Source organism: Clostridium sp. UBA7503, assembly GCF_002477055.1.
GTDB classification, from domain to species: Bacteria; Bacillota; Clostridia; order Clostridiales; family Clostridiaceae; genus Clostridium_J; species Clostridium_J sulfidigenes.
The window spans coordinates 57427-77064 of sequence record NZ_DLNT01000013.1; the positions used below are offsets into that span (position 1 = coordinate 57427).

Below are 19638 nucleotides of genomic sequence, written 5' to 3' on the forward strand. Positions count from 1 at the left end.
TATTTTACTTCGAATAATATATTAAGATATATTATGTATAATTGCAACCATGTATTAATGGGAACATTAAATTTTCACATTAAAACTTAACGTTAAAATCAATTTTAAGGGATGAGTGTTTCATCATCCCTTAACTAATTTAATGAATATTATTCTCCATCTACTTTAAAATCTGCATCTACAACATTATCATCATGTGGTGCATCTTGAGCTCCTGCTCCTGCTGCTCCACCCATGTTGTTTGGATCAAAACCTTCTGCTCCTGGCTGTCCGCCTTCAGCTTGGTATACCTTTGAAGATACAGCGTAGAATTCTTGTGTTAACTCTTCTGTAGCTTTTTTAATAGCTTCTATATCTTCTCCGTCTTTAACTGATTTTAATACTTGGATTCTTTGTTCTACCTTAGCTTTATCATCAGCAGAAACTTTATCTCCTAGGTCAGTTAAAGTTTTTTCTGTTTGGTAAACCATTTGATCTGCAGTATTTTTAACTTCTATAGCTTCTTTTCTCTTCTTATCTTCTTCTGCAAATCTTTCTGCTTCATTTACTGCATTTTGGATTTCATCATCACTTAAGTTAGTTGAAGCTGTGATAGTTATATTAGCTTCTTTTCCAGTTCCTTTATCTTTAGCAGAAACTTTAACTATACCGTTAGCATCTATATCAAAAGTTACTTCAATTTGAGGAATTCCTCTTGGAGCTGCTGCAATTCCAGAAAGAGTGAATCTTCCTAAAGTTTTGTTGTCAGCCGCCATTTGTCTTTCACCTTGAACTACGTGAATTTCAACAGATGTTTGACCGTCTGCTGCAGTTGAGAATACTTGGCTTTTCTTAGTTGGAATTGTTGTATTTCTTTCGATTAATGGAGTAGCAACCCCTCCTAAAGTTTCAATTCCTAATGTTAATGGTGAAACGTCAAGAAGTAATACATCTTTAACATCTCCTGTTAAAACTCCACCTTGAATAGCTGCACCTGCTGCAACACATTCATCTGGGTTAACTCCTTTTGATGGTTCTTTTCCTGTAAAGTTTTTAACTGCTTCTACAACAGCTGGTATTCTTGTAGATCCACCAACTAATACAACCTTGTCAATTTCTCCTATTGAAAGCTCAGCATCTTGAAGAGCTTTTCTCATTGGCTCAATAGTTCTTTGTACTAAATCATGAGTTAACTCATTGAATTTAGCTCTTGTTAGGTTCATATCTATATGTTTTGGACCTGTAGCATCAGCTGTAATAAATGGAAGATTGATGTTTGTTTGAGTAGAAGATGATAATTCTATTTTAGCTTTTTCAGCAGCTTCTTTTAATCTTTGAAGTGCCATTTTATCATTTCTTAAATCAATTCCATTAGAAGCTTTAAAATCTTCAGCTATATAATCCATAACCTTTTGGTCAAAGTCATCTCCACCAAGACGAGTATCTCCATTTGTAGATTTAACTTCGAAGACCCCATCTCCAAGTTCTAAGATAGATACGTCGAAAGTACCACCACCAAGGTCATATACAAATATCTTTTGGTTTGTATCCATTTTGTCAAGACCATAAGCAAGAGATGCAGCTGTTGGCTCGTTTATGATTCTCTTAACATCAAGACCTGCTATTCTTCCTGCGTCTTTAGTTGCTTGTCTTTGGCTATCATTGAAGTATGCTGGAACTGTGATAACAGCTTCTGTAACTGTTTCTCCTAAGTAAGCCTCAGCATCTGCTTTTAATTTTTGAAGTACCATTGCAGATATTTCTTGTGGAGTATATTCTTTTCCATCTATATTTACTTTGTGATTTGTTCCCATTTCTCTTTTAATTGAGATTATAGTTTTATCTGGGTTTGTTATTGATTGTCTTTTTGCTACTTGACCAACAAGTCTTTCACCATCTTGTAAGAAAGATACTACTGATGGAGTAGTTCTAGCACCTTCTGCATTTGGTATTATAACTGGATCTCCACCTTCCATAACTGATACACAAGAGTTTGTTGTTCCTAAATCAATTCCTATAATTTTTGCCATTGTAATTTCCTCCTATAAATTAATACATTTATTTTCTTTTAATTTACTATATACATTTATTTTTAATTAAAGATTGAAATCTTTATAAATCATAGATTAATTTGCTACTTTAACCATACTATGTCTTAATACTTTATCGCCTTTTTTATATCCCTTTAGGAATACTTCAGCTACTTGATTTTTTCCTAAGTTTTCATCTTCTATATGCATTACTGCATCATGGAAGTTAGGGTCAAATTCTCCATCAGATGAGATTTCTTCAACGCCTAGCTTTTCAAATGAAGCTGTAAACTGATTTATAGTTAATTCAATACCTTTTTTAAGATCTTCTGCACTACCATCTACTGCAACAGCTCTTTCTAAATTGTCTAATACAGGTAGTATTTCCTTTAATACATCAGCACAAGCCTCTGTATATATATTTTCTTTTTCCTTAGAAGTTCGTTTTCTAAAGTTATCATATTCAGCTACAGTTCTTAATAATTTATCTTTCAAAGAATCATTTTCTTCTTTAAGCTCTTTAATTTCTTCTTTGCGATTTCTGAATTTTTTCATCTCATCTTCCTTCTCATCTTCCTCTTTAACCTCTGAGGTTTCTTCACCGGAAGTGCTTTCCTCTTGATTTTGATCTTTTTCAGAAGGATCATTTTCTAAAATTTCATCCGCATTATCTTCCATATCTTTTTTATCTAGCTCTTGGTTTTCTTCCATATTATTTTCCAATGCTCTTTCCTCCAATCTAAATGCTTATCTCATTTACTTTGAATTTTAAATATATATACCCATAGTTAATCTGGATCATATATGTTAGAGATCTTGTCGTTTATCTCATTAACAACAGTATCAAGAACAGCTATAACTTTATCATAATGTATTCTTGTAGGTCCTATAACTCCTATGGTACCCATAATACGTCCATTACAACTATAGCTAGCAGTGATTATACTGCACTCCTTAGCACACTCCACAAAGTTTTCTTCTCCTATACTGATAAATAAAGCTTCTTTGTTTCCTTTACTAAGAATTTCATTTAGGTTTTCTTCATTATTTACTAACCCTAAAAATGCCTTTGCCTTATCGATGTTATTATATTCAGGATAGTTAAATATATTTGTAGCACCCTTAGTATAAATTTCACCATAATCTCCCAACACCAGCGTTTCATGAAGAACAGGAATTATACAGTCAAATATCTCTTCGTAACCAACTAATTCATTTTTTAAATTAACAAGAAAATCTAGAGTGATTTGTTCTATACTAATCCCTACAAGTAGTCTATTAAGAGCATTATTTACTTTTACTAGCTTATTGTCATCTACTGGATTTGTTACTCTAATAGTATTATTTTTTATATTACCATTGTCTGTTATTATTGTAGATAAAATTATGTGCTTTTCTATCGCTAATAACTTTATATACTTAATACTCGACTTTTTAACAGAAGCAACTTTCACTACAGAAGTTAGTCTAGTTATATTAGAAAGTACATCTATAGCACCCTTAATTATACTATCTATTTCACTTATAGATGTGTCCTTTATCAAGTCATGTCTTATAGTTTCATGCTCTTCTTCTGTAAGTCTGCTAGGGGTCATAAGTCTATCTACATAAAGTCTATAACCCTTATCAGAAGGTCGTCTTCCAGAGGATGAATGGAGTTGTTCTAAAAATCCCATCTCTTCAAGATCAGCCATTTCATTTCTAATAGTAGCTGAACTTATTCCTAAATCGTATTTTTTAGATATGGTTCTTGAACCTACAGGTTCTCCGTAAGTTATATAATCATTTATTATAGCCTGCAAGATTTTAATCTTTCTTTCATCCATATCCATGTTATCACCTCTTTGTTAGCACTCACTACTCACGAGTGCTAATGACTATATTTAATATATATCACTTATAAAATTCAATGTCAATATGATTCATAAATTATTTACAAAATTAAATCTGACATAACTTGATTACTCAGTTCTATACCTCTTTTAGTAAGGTATAATTTATCTCCCTTTAAATTTAATAAATCTAACTTTACATACTTATCTATAACCTCTTTATATTTTTCAAAAATGGAGATGTTAAACCTTCTTTTAAATTCTTCTATACTTATACCTTCTATTTTTCTTAATCCTAAGAACATGAACTCTTCCATATCATCCTTTAAGGAATTTTCATTACTCTCCACCACTGCAGAGCTTTTATTTTCTATAGATATAATGTAGGTTTCTATTTTTTCTTCATTTCTATACCTAATACCATTAACATAGGAATGGGAAGCTGAGCCACAACCAATATAATTTTCTAAATTCCAATATATTTTATTATGCCTGCACTCTAATCCATCCTTTGCAAAATTGGAAATCTCATACTGGTGATATCCTTTTATCTCTAAAAAATTAATGGCTTCAGCATACATGTCCCTTTCCACATCTTCATCAGGTAAAATTAATTTATCCTTCTCATAAAGATTATAAAACTTAGTTCCTTCTTCTATGATTAAACTGTAGCAAGAAATATGCTCTGGGTTTAACTCTACAACCTGATTTAAAGTTTCCTTCCATTGAGTTAAACTTTGATTTGGAAGTCCAAACATTAAATCTACATTTATATTATTAAAGCCAAAATTTCTTAACATTTCATAGCTATGTTCAAAGTCTTCAAGGGAATGGATTCGTCCCAGCGAAGCAAGGTGACACTGTTGCACTGCTTGAAGTCCCATAGAAATTCTATTTACACCCATAGACTTAAAAATTTTTAGTTGCTCCTCATTAAAGGTCCTAGGATTTCCCTCTATAGTAAACTCAAAACCTTCTTCTATCCTATTTAATCCCCCTAAAGATTTTTCTATAATTTTCCACCCATCAATGCACAAATAGGTGGGAGTTCCCCCACCTATAAATATGGTGCTTATAATTTTATCTTGGCAAGAAACTTTAATTTCCTCACTCAATGCCTTAGCATAATCCATCATTAAATTTTCTTTACCACTATATGAAGGAAAATCACAGTAATGACATTTCATCTTACAAAAGGGTATATGAATATATAATCCTACTGTATCCATTTTTCTTCTCCTTTAATATCCACTATCTTTATATACACTAAATAATATGTTTATATTATTTAGTGTAACTTATATTTACTTTATTAACTTTTGAAAATTCTTCGTAATGCCAAAAGGTAATCACCGTAGAAACAATCATAAATTTCTTAATGAAATTTAGTTTCCTAGGGATTAACCTTGGCATGGAGAAGAATTTTTCATAACATTAATAAATTAATTAATTATAAGTACTACTATCTAGTCAACTTTAAGTACTGCCATGAATGCTTCTTGTGGAACTTCAACGCTTCCTACTTGTCTCATTCGTTTCTTACCTTCTTTTTGTTTTTCAAGAAGTTTCTTCTTTCTTGAGATATCTCCACCATAACACTTAGCAAGTACGTCTTTTCTCATAGCTTTTACAGTTTCTCTAGCTATTATTTTAGCTCCTATGGCTGCTTGAATTGGAATTTCAAACATTTGTCTTGGAATAATCTCCTTAAGCTTTTCTACCATGGATCTTCCTCTGTGGTAAGCCCTATCTGCCGGTACTATCATAGATAGTGCATCCACTACATCTCCATTAAGAAGTATATCAAGCTTAACAAGTTGAGTTCTCTTATATCCTTTAAGTTCATAGTCAAAGGATGCATATCCTCTTGTTCTAGATTTTAAAGCATCAAAGAAATCATAGACTATTTCATTAAGTGGAATATCATAGTTAATTACAACTCTAGTTTCTTCGATATACTGCATATCTATGAAGGTTCCTCTCTTCTCTTGGCATAACTCCATAATTGCTCCTACATAGTCTGAAGGTGATATTATTGAAGCCTTAACCTCTGGCTCTTCCATATAAGATATTTCACTTGGCTCTGGTAAGTTAGTTGGGTTTGTAATCTCTATAATTTCCCCATCAGTTTTAGCTACTTTGTAAACAACAGAAGGTGCAGTGGTAATTATATCTAGATTAAACTCTCTCTCTATTCTCTCTTGAATTATCTCCATGTGAAGCAATCCTAAAAATCCACATCTAAATCCAAAACCCAAAGCTATAGATGTTTCTGGTTCAAAAGATAAAGCCGCATCGTTAAGCTGTAGCTTTTCAAGAGCTTCCTTTAAGGTTTCATATTTAGCTCCATCTACAGGGTATATACCACTAAATACCATAGGTATAGCTGGTCTATATCCTTCTAAAGGTTGAGATGCTGGTCTTCCTGCTTCTGTGATGGTATCTCCAGCTCTAGCATCTTTTACATTTCTAATAGCTGCACTTAAATATCCAACGTCTCCAGCTCTAAGTTCATCCACCTTTAATGGACCTGGAGTAAATACTCCTACCTCAGTTACATCATAGACTTTATTGGTGTTCATTAATTTGATTTTAGTTCCTGGCTTCACTACCCCATCAAATATTCTGATATAGGTTACTACACCTTTATATGAGTCGTAGTAAGAGTCAAAGATTAACGCCTTAAGAGGAGCTTCTTCATCCCCTTCTGGTGCTGGCACTTTATCGATAACAGTTTTAATTACATCCTCTATATTTAACCCTGTTTTAGCAGATATTAATGGTGCATCATCTGCTGGAATTCCAATAACATCTTCAATTTCTTTCTTAACCTCATCAGGTCTTGCACTTTGAAGATCTATTTTGTTTATAACTGGAGCAATTTCAAGATCATGATCTAGGGCTAAATAACAGTTTGCAAGGGTCTGTGCTTGTATACCTTGAGTTGCATCCACAACTAATACAGCTCCTTCACAAGCTGCTAAACTTCTTGAAACCTCATAGTTAAAGTCTACGTGCCCTGGAGTATCTATTAGATTTAAAATATACTCTTCGCCCTCTTCTGTTCTATGTATAAGTCTTGCTGCTTGAGCCTTGATTGTAATTCCTCTTTCTCTTTCTAATTCCATATTATCTAGTACTTGGGCTTCCATTTCCCTAGCTGTTAAAGTACCTGTTTTTTCAAGTAATCTATCTGCTAAAGTAGACTTGCCGTGGTCTATATGGGCTACTATTGAAAAATTTCTTATGTGTTTTTGTCTGTTAGTCTGCATCTACTCAAATACCCCCGTAAATTTATATTAACTCTTTATTAAAGTCACTCTTTTTAATCTAATTATCAACTATACTCAATTAGATAATAAACCAAAGTAAACAGAGTTCTTAGCTTCTTCGAAGCTTAGAAATCGTTATCCAGGGACGTTAACCGCTCTTTATTACCGCTTTGAAGAAGATAGGAATATTAGAGAGGTCGTCATCGGATAAATTATACCATAAAATAAAGGTTCATTGTCAATATACTTTATAATGTTAACTTTTTAAGTTTCATGGGATGGCAATATTAGCTCCTTAATAGTATCTCCTACAACCTTAGTACCTTTAACAAAATTCTTAAATGGCTTACCATTAAGGACTATATTAAATTCTCCTATCTTTATATTAATCTTTGAGTTCCTCTCATTAGAGCTTACATAAAACCTAGAGTTTTGTCTCACCACCTGAGGTAAATTCATATTTACCACTAAAATTCCATATATCATAAATCCTACTGAAATTATTATTAAAAATTTGCATATTCCTGTCCTTAGTGTCTTACTATTCATCTTATCTTTTCTCCTTTGCCTATTATGGATTCTCAAAATAAAAAAGTACCTCACATTTAATGATGTACTTTTTCTTATATTTTTATTCTTTCTTAGTCATCTTCAAAAAATAAATAAGCCAGAATGCTCGTATATTTTGTGTTATACTGCGTCAACAAAGCCCTTAGATAGTGCTACTATCTGCGGAACCTGTTTCCTTGTCTAANNTATTTATTTTCAGATGCCTTACTTAGAATTTAAATGTTGTGCAAAAACTATACTCATATATTTCATTGAGTTTTTAGCTTCTTGTAATTTGTTGGTATCTGCTCCAACCTCCATGAGTATAGCATTATCACTTAAATCTTGGTTATAAAATAGAATACCGCCATGGTCATAGGCTATAATGCTCCTGTCTCTATACAACCCAGGATAAAGCTTATTTGCTATAGCAACTATGGATTTAACATTTTCTATATGTTTAGGATATTTAGGGTCCTGCATAGTTGTTACTAAAGTAAGCTTTGCAACATCCTCTCCGTTTATATTTCCAGTAACATCTTCTTTTCTAGGACCACCATCTCTATGAAGATCTATTATCAAATCAAACTCTCCATAACTACTTATATTTTTACCTATGGTTTCTCTAGAAGCATGATAAGCTCTATTATAATCAGCCTTATCATGTATTGTTTTGTCATGGACAACTGTAAAGCCTAATTTTTCTAGTTCAGAAGTAAGAGCATCCCCAACTCCTGCTACAGTGGTAGATAATCCACTATTCCCTTCTGCATAAGCTTCATTAGTGTGAGTATGATATATCAATATCTTCTTTTTAGAATTATCTTTGGGATCACCAACTACATCTACCCCTTCTTGAAATTTATTTATGTCCGTATCTTTTAGTTCGAAGGGATTTATTGTGATTTTTTGTACTACCTTAGCATGTTCCTTCACATTTTCTAGAGCAGTTTTATCCCTTAAATTTTCTTCGTCTAAAAAGCTTATCTCCTTCCTAACTATATCTAAAGGATTCAAGGTAAAATTACCTATAAATTTTGTATCATCCTTATTTACTGCTGGCTTTAAAGCACTGACACTTTGCCCTATGAGCTTCATAAAAAAATTAGTTCTATTGATACTTTCTAAATTATCATCATCTAAGGCTTGAGTTGACCTAGATAAACCTATAGATATTACCATGACTACTGCTATTATAGCAAGGATAGCTCTAGAACAATACTTTCCAGCATTTGTCTTACTTTTGTTATTCACCGTATCCCCCCCTGTTTGAGTTATACATAGGTATAATTAATTACTCTAATAATTTATATGAGGGGGTAATAAATTTTATTACTTTAGTTTAAATAGGTATTTATATCATCTAATGTTAACGCTGGTTGGAGGGCTATGTTTATGCCATTGGCAATTATTTTAGATACACTATCTATGACTTTATCAATATCTTTAGGAGTTACTACCATGCCCCCTAATTCTGGATCTAAAACTTCTCTAATTAATGTTTGTCTTTCATCTCTATCAACTTCCTTAAGCATGCTATAAAATGCCCCTCCCTTAGTTGAAGACTTGATTAAGCTTTCTAAAACTAAGTCTATGGTGTCATTAGCTATAGTTCCTGCATCTACCACTGTAGGCACTCCTATGGCTATTACGGGAACTCCTAAGGTCTTCTCACTAAGCTCTAACCTTCTATTTCCAACTCCTGCTCCTGGAGATATACCTGTATTACCTAACTGTATAGTTCTATTTACCCTCTGTGTTTTCCTAGAAGCAAGAGCATCTATACAAATTATTACACTAGGTTTTATCTTGTCTACTATACCCTTTATAATTTCGCTAGTTTCCATACCTGTAAGTCCTAAGACACCAGGGGATATAGCACACACTGGTCTTACACCCTCATCAATGCTATCCGGCACATATTCTTTTAAGTGTCTACTTATCATCATCTTTGACACTACCTTTGGTCCTACGGCATCAGCGGTGATATTCCAGTTACCTAACCCTACCACTAAAGCTACCATATCTTCATTTAAATTTATGAGCTTTGATAATTCCTTGGCCATAACTTCACTTACATCTATTATTCTCTCACCATCATAGTATACGAATTCTGGAAATTCTAAGGTAATATATTCACCAATAGGTTTTCCTATGTTTTTAGCTCCTTCTTCATCTAATATTTTTACAGCAGTAACTCTAACGTTATTATCTATGTATTCCTCTGATTTTACTCCTGATAATTTTCCAGGATTTTTTTCGCTATAAATCTCTTTAGCTTCTAATGCTAAATCTGTCCTTACACTGTAAACTACTTCTTCCTTATCCTTAGACTTGCTTACCTTCATCATAATTATTACACCTCATTTATGGTATTTTTCATATTATTCCTATATACATTAGTATGTATATTTATCTTTTCCCAAAGTTTCTTTCATATACTAATATATTAAAGGTAAATTCTACTTGAAGTACGCAAAATTTAATGTTATAATAGCTTTTGTTATATGAAACTCGTAAGCAGACTTCCCCAAAGCTGCCGCTGAGAGATTGATAAAAATACAAGGGGGTGAATTAATAATGGCAAACATTAAGTCAGCTAAAAAAAGAATCAAAGTTACTCAAGTTAAGACTATGAGAAACACTATGATAAAGTCTTCTTTAAAGACAACTATAAAGAAATTTGAAGCTGTTCTAGCTAGCAATGACGTTGCTGCTGCTCAAGAAAGCTTTAAAACTGTAGTTAAAGCCCTTGATATGGCTGCTTCTAAAGGCATAATACATAAGAATAAAGCAGCTAAGAAAAAATCTAGATTAGCAGCTAAGTTAAATGGATTATCTGCTTAATAAATAAACCGGTGTATTCACCGGTTATTTATTTTTTTGCATATATTAAATTTTAACCTTTTTATTTATTCATCATGGTCTTTACCATAAGCATTTCAATGGCATTCTTTTGATCTACAGATTTACTTTTTATTTCACTTTCCGTTTCAATGCAATTTTCTATATTCTTCTTTAGAGCTTCCTGAGAAAACTTTTTACTTTGAATTATCATCTTATCTGCAATATATGGATTTAGGTTATATTCCTTTACTATGTCTTCTTTTCTAATCCCTTTTCCAATCTTTATTCTTATGGCAAATAAAAGCTTAAATTGACGCCCTATCATAGATAAAATTTTAGGTGGTTTTTCACCCCTATATATCAATTGATTTAAAGTATCTATAGCTGCCTTTATATTTCTTTCTGAAAGATAGGATACTAAATTAAATATATCATTCTCCTTTTCATAGGGACACATCTTTATTATATCTTCTCTAGTTATCTCCCTTCCTTCAGTATATAAAATGAGCTTCTCTATCTCGTTATCTACTATGTTCATGTTATTTTCTATGATGGAGCAAAAGTATCCAACTTCACTTTTTCCTATGGACTTTCCCTTTTCTTCAAAGATGGCTTTTACTTTACTTTGAAGACCCATCCCCTTTAGTTTATCAACTTTTACAACCTCACATACATTTTGAAGCTTCTTAACCTTATTACTAAGCTTTTCTCTATCATCTTCAAAGACATAGTACATAATTAAAAATGTATAAGGAGGAATATCCTTAAGATAGTTTCTAAGGCTATCTATATCTTCTCCCTTATCTCTTAAAAAGTTAGCTCTAAAAATTTCTACCATTCTATTTTCACTCATAAAAGGTATAGTTTCACAATTATTTATTAAAGCATCTACATCAAGCTTATCTCCAGAAATTCTTGTATAGTTAAAATCAGCAAAATTTTCATCTATCTTTAAATTTCTTATTTTTTTTATAGCTGTCTTTATAAGTCCTTCATCAGAACCACAAAGTATATAACAATTTTTTAGTTTATTTTCTTTTATGTATTTTTCAAGTTGTTCTAAGGTTATCAAAAAAAAATTCCTCCACTCTTTAATTTAGTATAATACTTATTTCAGCATAATACTTATTCTAGTGAACATAATTATGATATAATTCTCCACCTATGAGTTTATAGTTTTCATAATAGCGTCCTAGAATAATTCCTTCTCTTTTTCTGTTAATCTTTATTATATCACAATTTGGACTTGTTGATGAAGAATTGCTTTTATAACAGCATTGAGTGGTTTCTTTTTCATATTCCTTGTCTATAATTATATTGCTAATTTTACCCCTATGATTTATTTTTAAAGAGAGAACCCCATCCTTATCTTCTACATCTATAATGCAATGCTTTGAAAGTTTTACGGTTAGCTCTTCTTCAAATTCATCATAGATTCTATCTAACCCCTTATAATTTTCATAGACATATTTCAACTTCACCTTTTGATTACATACCATTATTTTTCTGGTACCATAGTTTATTTCTACAATATCAGCCTTTTTACCCCCTATAAAATTTATTTCCGGGTAAATTATATATTGCTGCTTTATAGTTAAAATAAATAGTAATATAGGCAAGTATCTTAAAGATTTCATCCCTCTTCTTATAAGGATATAACTTAGGTATAATATGAGAATCATAACCCCTTCTATGTAAGTAAATTCTAAGGGTAAGGGCAAAAGATTAACCAAGAAATCCTCCATGGTACTAATTATAAGTAGCACTGAGTTAGTAATGAGAGACAAAAGATTAAACACCGTTGGAACCTTAATAAATAGAAGTAGAAGATTGCCTAAAACTAATAGAAAGGTGTAAAAGGGAATCAAAAATAAATTAGAAATAAGTCCACCTAAACTTACAGCATTAAATCTCATTATTATATAGGGTGTAGTAAAAATCATAGAACTAAAGGTTAAACTAAGGGAGGTGGCTATAAAATTGGGGAGCTTATAAAATTTCCTTTTAATTTTATTATTTAAAGTGAAGATTCCTAATACGGCTAAAAAGCTAAGTACATAGCCTATATCCAATATATAGTAAGGTTTTATTAACAGAAGTAAAAATGCTGCAAAGGCTAAGGCTGATATACCATCATAGGTCTTTTTTACCTTAGGACCTAATACTAGCAAAAGTATCATTATAAAGGCTCTAAAGGTAGAGCTTTTTCCTCCAGTAAATATAACATAAAAGAAAAGAACTATTAAAGCTAGTTTATATCCAATTATACTTTGAAGTACAACATAAATAAGTGATACATGAAGTCCTGATACACTTATTATATGAGATATACCTAAAGCATTGAATTCTTCTTTTTTATCATAATCAATATAGCTATCATCGCCACCACTTACTGCTAGTATAATAGCAGCTCCTTCTTCATCCGTAACAGCTAAAAGCTTATTATAAAGATGACTTTTTATCAAGTATCCTTTGTATATTAAATCTTCCTTTAAAGGCTTTGAAGCTATTAGGTTATATTCTCCTACAATTCCTTTACTATAATCTACCTTTCTAAGAAACTCTCCTTTTAATATGTACTGCCTTCCCAATTGGATCTCTTTGTTCTTAGGGAAAATTTTAATTCTTCTATTTTGAAGACTACCAATATAGTAATCCTTCCCTTCCTCTACAATTCTGCACTTAATATTTTCCCCTAGGCCCATGGAATAAAAATATATAATGCAGTTTATAAAAAACAACACAGAAAACCCCATAACTATAAAAGCTAGGGGTTTCTTAAAATCTTTTTTAAGTAAAAGTATATAAATTACTATAAAAACTACCGCTGGTAAAATTCCCATGTAACTATATAAAAAGTATATAGTACATCCCAAAATCCCTGCCAAACATATCTGAACCATTGATTTATCCATAATATCACCCTGTACTATCATTGCCAAAGTAATAAATTGTAATTCAGTTTTATAACCAATTTATATATATTTCTTCTGCTGGCATTGGCTTTGCAAAGTAATATCCCTGAATCTCATCACATTGTAATTTTCTTAGACATTCCAATTGTTCCATTCTTTCAACTCCTTCAGCTATTACAGGAACACCTATGGCTTTAGCGACGGTAATTACAGCCTTAACGATTGCATAATCATAATTATCCTTATCTATTAGATCTACTAAAGGTTTGGCTATTTTTATCCTATCCACCGGTAACTGCTTTAAATAATATAAAGAAGAATATCCAGTTCCAAAGTCATCAACAGCTATTGAAATACCCATTGCATTAATCTTTAACAATGTATCTTTAACTTTTATATCTTCTTCCAATTCTAAGGTCTCCGTAATTTCAATTTCTACTTCTTCAGGTGTAATATGATATCTTTCCATGATTTCTTTTAATTTTATAATGAAACTATTATCCTTTAACTGTCTTACAGAAACATTAATTGCCATTCTAAGGTGTTTTTTAGTTTTTTTCTTCCACTGGGATAACTGTGCCATGGCATTTTCCATAACCCAATATCCTATGGGAATTATAAATCCTATTTCCTCTGCAATTGGAATAAACTCACCAGGTGAAATAAATGTTCCATCATTTCTTTTCCATCGTATAAGTGCCTCAAAGCCTATAATTCTTTCATCTTCAATAGATACTTGTGGTTGATAATACAACTGAAATTCTTCATTCAAGTCAGCTTTTTTAAGCATAATTTCAATTTTATTTTTAGCAAATGCTAATTCTCCTAGCTTTTTAGCAAAGACCGTTGCCCTATTAAACCCTAATAACCTAGCTTGTAGCATGGCTATATCTGCATGTTTTATCAATTCATCTCTATTTTTTGCATCAAGGGGATATATAGATATTCCTATATTTAGAGTAACTCGTATATCATACTCTTCAATGGTATATATGTCACTACAGGCATGTATAATATTTTTAGCCATTTCTAGTCCATCTCCGTAGGTATAGGAACCTTCCTTAGCAAAAACAAAAACATCTTCACCAAAGGAAGCTAAAATATCTTCTGCTCTATAGACATACCCTTTAAGTCTCTTTCCTATTTCCACTAATACTTTTTCTCCAATATAATTACCAAACATGGTTTTTAGCATCTTATATTTATTTAAATCAATGTAAAAAAGAATAATATTTTCATCTTTCTTCAGATTATTAATATCATTATCTATCTGCTGAAGAAAATATCTCCTACTATGTAATCCTGTAACTACATCTTTATTTATCAAATCATTTAACTCTTTTGTTCTTTCCTGAATCTTACTTTCCAACTTTAAGTTTAATTGCTTTTCATTTTTTAATAATTCTTCTTTAAGTATATTGGTTTGGACATGATTTGAATGTATATAGTAAAAGGTAATAACAATAAGCATAAATAATAAATATTCTAACTGCACCCCTTTAAATAGGATTAAAATTATTGGAGCACTTAATAATAAAAACCCCTTTTTATTTCTACCACTATTCATGAATTCAGTAGGTTCTATCTTATGTTGAGTTTTAATTTTAATAATTGACCCTATAGCTGCCACTCCAAAAGCAATTGCATATGCAGCATCTAATAATGAATTTGGCTCATATAGACTGTAAAAATATTTATAATAAAAAATAATATCAAAAACTATGTAAAGTATATATGAACCAGCTGTAACCATTAAATATAAATGTATTTTCCCTTTTCTTATAGACAAGAACCAACTAGCAACCCATATAAATATTAAACAGTCTACAAATACACAAATCATAAAAATCCAATCACTTTTCATAAGTATTGCATTTTGCATATCAGTATTAAAAAATATAACCCAAACTAAAGTCATAGTACAGATTGTTATTGCAACAGTATCTATTAAAACCTGGGTTGCATTCCATTTTTTAAATTGATGATATCCACCTATAATTAAGGAACATAGCAACAGTAAATTAGTCAATGAATACCCATTAGATATAATACTAACTTGTTCTGGATTAATTTTCAGAATCATAGCTTCAACTGCCCACATAACATCAAAGACAGCCCAGTTAAAAATACCTAGAGCCAAAAATAATCCTGAAGCTTTTAATGTCTTATTTTTCTCCTCCATATAAAAACCTTTAAAAACATAATAAGCTGTTATAAAAGTTACAATGGGAGATAAAATGTTTCCAAAAAAATTTGATTTTACAACGGTTGCTCCGAAATAGGATAAATATAAAATTGCTATTAATACCACTGTCAAAACTTTCTTCATAATCCATTTCTCCTTTACAATCGTAGAAATATAATATATAACTTATTTCCCATACAGAATATAAGCTTTCTATTCTTAAATGTAATATCTATTATTCTTTTTTTAGTATGTAAATATAGAAATATTTGTATAGTTAACTATTTGCTGTGTTCATGCGGGTTCAAGGATTATTCCAAAAAAAGTAACGGGGTCAGACCCCCTCCCATAAAATGGGAAGGGGTCTGACCCCATTCCAGTAAAATGACGTAATTCAAAAAATGAAAAACAATGGGCTAGCCCATTGTTTTTTTGGCGGGAATATGTGAGAATCGAACTCACCCGTCGTGGTCTTAGCACGGCAACTCGGTTTTGAAGACCGGCAGGCACACCAGCACCTATCTACTCCCATATTACTTCCTACACTTGGTATTATAAGATGTAATAGATAAAAAATCAAGTATTAAAATCATCAATACTTGATTTTTTCACTATTAATACATTACTCTATCATTTTCTACACGTTTAGTGAATTTTATACTATCCAGATGTTCTAGGATAGCAATGGTATATTTTCTGTTACTTTCAAAAATTTCTTTAGCTATAGCTGCTGATATAGAGCCATTTTCAAGGATATAATTTCTTACCTTATTCTTAGCGTCTTCATAATCTTCCTTAAGAAGAGTACAGTCTTCATTTAATTTAATTAAAATTTCCTTATCTAGTAGAAGTTCATATACCATCTTAAATCCTACTCTATCTTTTTCCCCTTGAGCTAAATCTACATATTTAGGAGGGGTAAACTTTAACTTTTTATATTCATTTATTATAAAGTTTTTCATTCTTTCTTGTTCTTTATTCAAGGTTACATTAAAATCATATAAAGCTATAAATTTTTCACTAACTTTTACTGTTTTCTTTTCTACTAACATGTTTAATATCTCATCATAATTCTTTTGTTTTAATTTCTTAGTAAATATTTTATTTTTAGCTTCTTCTTTAGACATTCCAAATTTTAATGGATTCTTTTTATGGAAATCTTCTATCAGTGACTTTAATTCTTTAGTTTTATCCTTTAAGAAATCTTTATGGATGAATATATTATTATCCTGTCCACCTAGTCTTATTATGATCTCTTGATCTTCTAAAACTTTTAATTCCTCTTCTATGTTATCCATATTTTTCCCAAGACTCTTTAATATAGTTAAAGAATCTGGATAGGTATCACTTAGATTTTTTACTGTATTTTCTAAAATATTAGTAGATTTACCACTTTCTTTTAGTTTTAGTTCTTCTAAATACTCAGCAGTAACCTTCTTAGATTTTTTAGCATTAGGCTCTATTATTATACCTCCTGCTATGGTATTCATAGGAGAATAGCTTCTTATGATATAGCGGTCATTTCTTTGAGCTGTAATAGGCTTTTCTAGTCTAAGCTGAACATAAGCCCACTGACCTGGTTTAATTTCTTCTTTATCTAAAGGTATAATTCTACAGATTATTTCTTCTGTGCCATGATATAGCCTTGCCCTTTGTCTATTTATTATAGATTTTTCAGCGGTTTTTATATGGTACAACTTACAATCTATAATTAAAGAAGGTTCCATAATATCTTCCTTAGCTACCACATTACCTCTTTGTACCTCTGAAACCTTAATATTGGCAAGGTTTATGGCACAACGCTGTCCTGCTTCTCCAAGTTCTGAAGGCACATCATGGACTCTTACTCCTCTAACCTTGGCCTTAACCTTACCGGGATATATCTCCACGGTATCACCTAGGGATACCTTTCCACTTATTATAGTTCCAGTTACCACTGTACCAAAACCACTTATACTAAAGCATCTATCTACTGGTAATCTAAAATGACCTTCTGTATCCTTTGCTTCTACTTCTTCAGTTAATTTATCTATATCCACAATTAATTCTTCAAAACCCATTTTAGTCTTAGAGGATACTGCATGAATAGGTGCATCCTCTAAAAAAGTATCCTTAAACTCTTCCTTTATGTCTTCCTTTATCATATCTAACCAATCAACTTCTACTAAATCTGACTTGGTTAATACTACTATACCTTTTTTTATATTTAAAAGTTTTAATATTTCAAAGTGTTCCTTAGTTTGCGGCATTATTCCTTCATCAGCAGCTATTACAAGTAACACCACGTCTATACTACTTATTCCTGCTAACATATTTTTAATGAATTTTTCATGACCTGGTACATCAATTATTCCTGCTCTTCTCCCTGAAGGTAAGTCAAAATAGGTAAATCCTAAATTTATAGATATCCCTCTATTTTTTTCTTCTTGTAGAGTATCTGTTTCCCTTCCTGTAAGAGCCTTGATTAGGGTAGTTTTACCATGGTCAATATGTCCAGCAGTACCTATAATTATATGCTTCATCTATTTTACTTCATCCTTTCAAAGCATCTGTTTTCTAATAGAGCAGATAGGTAGTAACCCACCTGTTTGGTCTAATCTACTCTATAGCCTTAAAACATTGTACTATTTCATCAAAATCTTCTTTAAATAAGGTTCTTCCATCTAAAACTAGCTCATCATTATAAACCCTAGCTATTAGTGGAGTTTCTCCTAATCTAAGTTTTCTCTCCATATCCTCTGGAGAAAATTTATCACTGGTTACTTTAACTACATAGGTTTCAATTTTTTCTGTAGGCATGGACCCTCCACCTACCATGGATTCACCCTTGTCTATATAAAATTTAAAGTCTTGAGTCTTACTTTGCAACTTCCTCTTTAGAAGTATACATTTTTTCTTAACTTCTTCCTTAGGCATCAAAATCATATTTAAAGATGGAATATTATCTATAGCTTCTTTTTCATCTATATAATATTTTAAGGTACCTTCTAACGCTGCTAAAGTCATTTTGTCAACTCTTAGGGCCCTAGTTAATTGATTCTTTTTCATTCTATCTATATATTTCTTTTTCCCAACAATGATTCCTGCCTGTGGACCACCTAGCATCTTATCTCCACTAAAGGTTACTACATCAATACCTTTTTTTATGCTATCCTGGACGGTAGGTTCATAAGTAAAACCATATTTACCAAAGTCTATAAGAACTCCACTACCTATATCTTCTACCACTGGGATTTCATGCTTTTCTCCCAGTTCTACAAGCTGCTCTAATGACACTCCTTCTGTAAAGCCTAAAACTTTAAAGTTAGAGGTATGAACCTTTAAAAATACTCCCGTATTTTCTCTTATATTATTTTCATAATCATATAGATGAGTTCTATTTGTAGTTCCTATTTCTACTAGCTTAGCTCCACTAAACTTCATAACTTCTGGTATTCTAAAGGAGCCACCTATTTCTACTAGTTCTCCTCTAGAAACTATAACTTCCTTTTCCTTTGCTAAGGTATCTAGAACTAACATTATAGCCGCAGCATTATTATTTACTACCATGGCAGCTTCTGCTCCAGTAACCTTTTTAATAATTTCTTCTATGTGAGAATATCTAGAACCTCTCTTTCCACTTTCTATGTCATATTCTAAATTATTATAGCTACCTGCCACTGTTATCACATTTTCTATAGCCTTTTTTCCTAAAAGTGAACGACCTAAATTAGTATGTATAACAGTTCCTGTGGCATTTATCACCCTTTCTAGGTGCATTTTATTTTTATTTTCTAGGATATGAACTGCAAAATCTAGTACTTCCTCTGTATTTAAACTATCTATGTTTCCTTTTAATATACCATTTCTATAAAATTCTATAGCTTCCCTTAAGGATTCTAAAACTATGGTTCTAGAATTTTCTTCTATTAACTTATTTACTGATTGAAGTTTTAACAGTTCATCTATCTTAGGTAATTTTCTTAATAATTCCTTATTCATTTTACTTCTCCCATGCATTTTTAATAAGATACAACTTATGGATGACTA

14 protein-coding genes and 1 tRNA gene are annotated in these 19638 nt (G+C 31.4%); 1 reads left to right on the forward strand and 14 read right to left on the reverse strand.

The features are described 5' to 3' along the window. Positions 1–149: 149 nt before the first annotated feature. From dnaK to gpr, 8 genes are all read right to left on the reverse strand, one after another. Positions 150–2009 (reverse strand): molecular chaperone DnaK, encoded by a 1860-nt coding sequence (gene dnaK, locus B3630_RS03060; RefSeq protein ID WP_346871298.1) that lies wholly within the window; start codon positions 2007–2009, stop codon positions 150–152. A 96-nt stretch (positions 2010–2105) separates the two neighbouring features. Further along, entirely contained in the window at positions 2106–2732 is a 627-nt protein-coding gene (gene grpE / locus B3630_RS03065; RefSeq protein ID WP_346895421.1) for a nucleotide exchange factor GrpE, read from the reverse strand. A gap of 65 nt (positions 2733–2797) precedes the next feature. Continuing rightward, positions 2798–3835, reverse strand: coding sequence for a heat-inducible transcriptional repressor HrcA (gene hrcA, locus B3630_RS03070; protein ID WP_346895535.1), 1038 nt, complete (start codon positions 3833–3835; stop codon positions 2798–2800). A gap of 107 nt (positions 3836–3942) precedes the next feature. Then, complete coding sequence (gene hemW / locus B3630_RS03075; protein ID WP_346895423.1) at positions 3943–5070, reverse strand: radical SAM family heme chaperone HemW; 1128 nt, start codon at positions 5068–5070, stop codon at positions 3943–3945. 237 nt (positions 5071–5307) lie between these two features. Next, positions 5308–7113, reverse strand: a complete 1806-nt coding sequence (gene lepA, locus B3630_RS03080) for a translation elongation factor 4 (protein ID WP_346895425.1) — start codon at positions 7111–7113, stop codon at positions 5308–5310. 264 nt (positions 7114–7377) lie between these two features. Then, positions 7378–7662 (reverse strand): hypothetical protein, encoded by a 285-nt coding sequence (locus B3630_RS03085; RefSeq protein WP_346895427.1) that lies wholly within the window; start codon positions 7660–7662, stop codon positions 7378–7380. Between the two features lie 225 nt (positions 7663–7887). After that, positions 7888–8916, reverse strand: coding sequence for a stage II sporulation protein P (locus B3630_RS03090; protein ID WP_346895429.1), 1029 nt, complete (start codon positions 8914–8916; stop codon positions 7888–7890). A gap of 83 nt (positions 8917–8999) precedes the next feature. Beyond that, positions 9000–10013 carry a GPR endopeptidase gene (gene gpr / locus B3630_RS03095; protein ID WP_346895431.1) on the reverse strand — a complete coding sequence of 338 codons (1014 nt, stop codon included), beginning with the start codon at positions 10011–10013 and terminating at the stop codon, positions 9000–9002. Positions 10014–10242: 229 nt separating this feature from the next. On the opposite strand from gpr, the gene rpsT reads away from it, so the two are divergent. Next, positions 10243–10509 (forward strand): 30S ribosomal protein S20, encoded by a 267-nt coding sequence (rpsT, locus tag B3630_RS03100; protein ID WP_150844380.1) that lies wholly within the window; start codon positions 10243–10245, stop codon positions 10507–10509. A gap of 61 nt (positions 10510–10570) precedes the next feature. On the opposite strand, the gene holA is transcribed toward rpsT, so the two are convergent. The 6 genes from holA to selA all read right to left on the reverse strand — a co-directional run bounded on the left by holA (position 10571) and on the right by selA (position 19590). Next, positions 10571–11581 carry a DNA polymerase III subunit delta gene (holA, locus tag B3630_RS03105; protein WP_346895433.1) on the reverse strand — a complete coding sequence of 337 codons (1011 nt, stop codon included), beginning with the start codon at positions 11579–11581 and terminating at the stop codon, positions 10571–10573. A gap of 58 nt (positions 11582–11639) precedes the next feature. Further along, positions 11640–13424, reverse strand: coding sequence for a ComEC/Rec2 family competence protein (locus B3630_RS03110; RefSeq protein WP_346895435.1), 1785 nt, complete (start codon positions 13422–13424; stop codon positions 11640–11642). A 49-nt stretch (positions 13425–13473) separates the two neighbouring features. Further along, positions 13474–15753 (reverse strand): bifunctional diguanylate cyclase/phosphodiesterase, encoded by a 2280-nt coding sequence (locus tag B3630_RS03115; protein ID WP_346895437.1) that lies wholly within the window; start codon positions 15751–15753, stop codon positions 13474–13476. A 289-nt stretch (positions 15754–16042) separates the two neighbouring features. Next, positions 16043–16139: transfer RNA gene (locus B3630_RS03120), tRNA-Sec, on the reverse strand. An 84-nt stretch (positions 16140–16223) separates the two neighbouring features. Next, the gene (gene selB, locus B3630_RS03125; RefSeq protein WP_346895439.1) at positions 16224–18131 is read right to left on the reverse strand and encodes a selenocysteine-specific translation elongation factor; all 1908 of its coding nucleotides are present in this window, start codon (positions 18129–18131) and stop codon (positions 16224–16226) included. A gap of 76 nt (positions 18132–18207) precedes the next feature. Beyond that, entirely contained in the window at positions 18208–19590 is a 1383-nt protein-coding gene (gene selA / locus B3630_RS03130) for an L-seryl-tRNA(Sec) selenium transferase (protein WP_346895441.1), read from the reverse strand. Positions 19591–19638: the final 48 nt, after the last annotated feature.

Coding starts and splice junctions, on each gene's coding strand:
- hemW (WP_346895423.1), bottom strand. CDS start 5,070: ATGGATACAGTAGGATTATATATTCATATACCCTTTTGTAAGATGAAA.
- lepA (WP_346895425.1), bottom strand. CDS start 7,113: ATGCAGACTAACAGACAAAAACACATAAGAAATTTTTCAATAGTAGCC.
- B3630_RS03115 (WP_346895437.1), bottom strand. CDS start 15,753: ATGAAGAAAGTTTTGACAGTGGTATTAATAGCAATTTTATATTTATCC.
- B3630_RS03110 (WP_346895435.1), bottom strand. CDS start 13,424: ATGGATAAATCAATGGTTCAGATATGTTTGGCAGGGATTTTGGGATGT.
- rpsT (WP_150844380.1), top strand. CDS start 10,243: ATGGCAAACATTAAGTCAGCTAAAAAAAGAATCAAAGTTACTCAAGTT.
- selA (WP_346895441.1), bottom strand. CDS start 19,590: ATGAATAAGGAATTATTAAGAAAATTACCTAAGATAGATGAACTGTTA.
- selB (WP_346895439.1), bottom strand. CDS start 18,131: ATGAAGCATATAATTATAGGTACTGCTGGACATATTGACCATGGTAAA.
- hrcA (WP_346895535.1), bottom strand. CDS start 3,835: ATGGATGAAAGAAAGATTAAAATCTTGCAGGCTATAATAAATGATTAT.
- B3630_RS03085 (WP_346895427.1), bottom strand. CDS start 7,662: ATGAATAGTAAGACACTAAGGACAGGAATATGCAAATTTTTAATAATA.
- dnaK (WP_346871298.1), bottom strand. CDS start 2,009: ATGGCAAAAATTATAGGAATTGATTTAGGAACAACAAACTCTTGTGTA.
- gpr (WP_346895431.1), bottom strand. CDS start 10,013: ATGATGAAGGTAAGCAAGTCTAAGGATAAGGAAGAAGTAGTTTACAGT.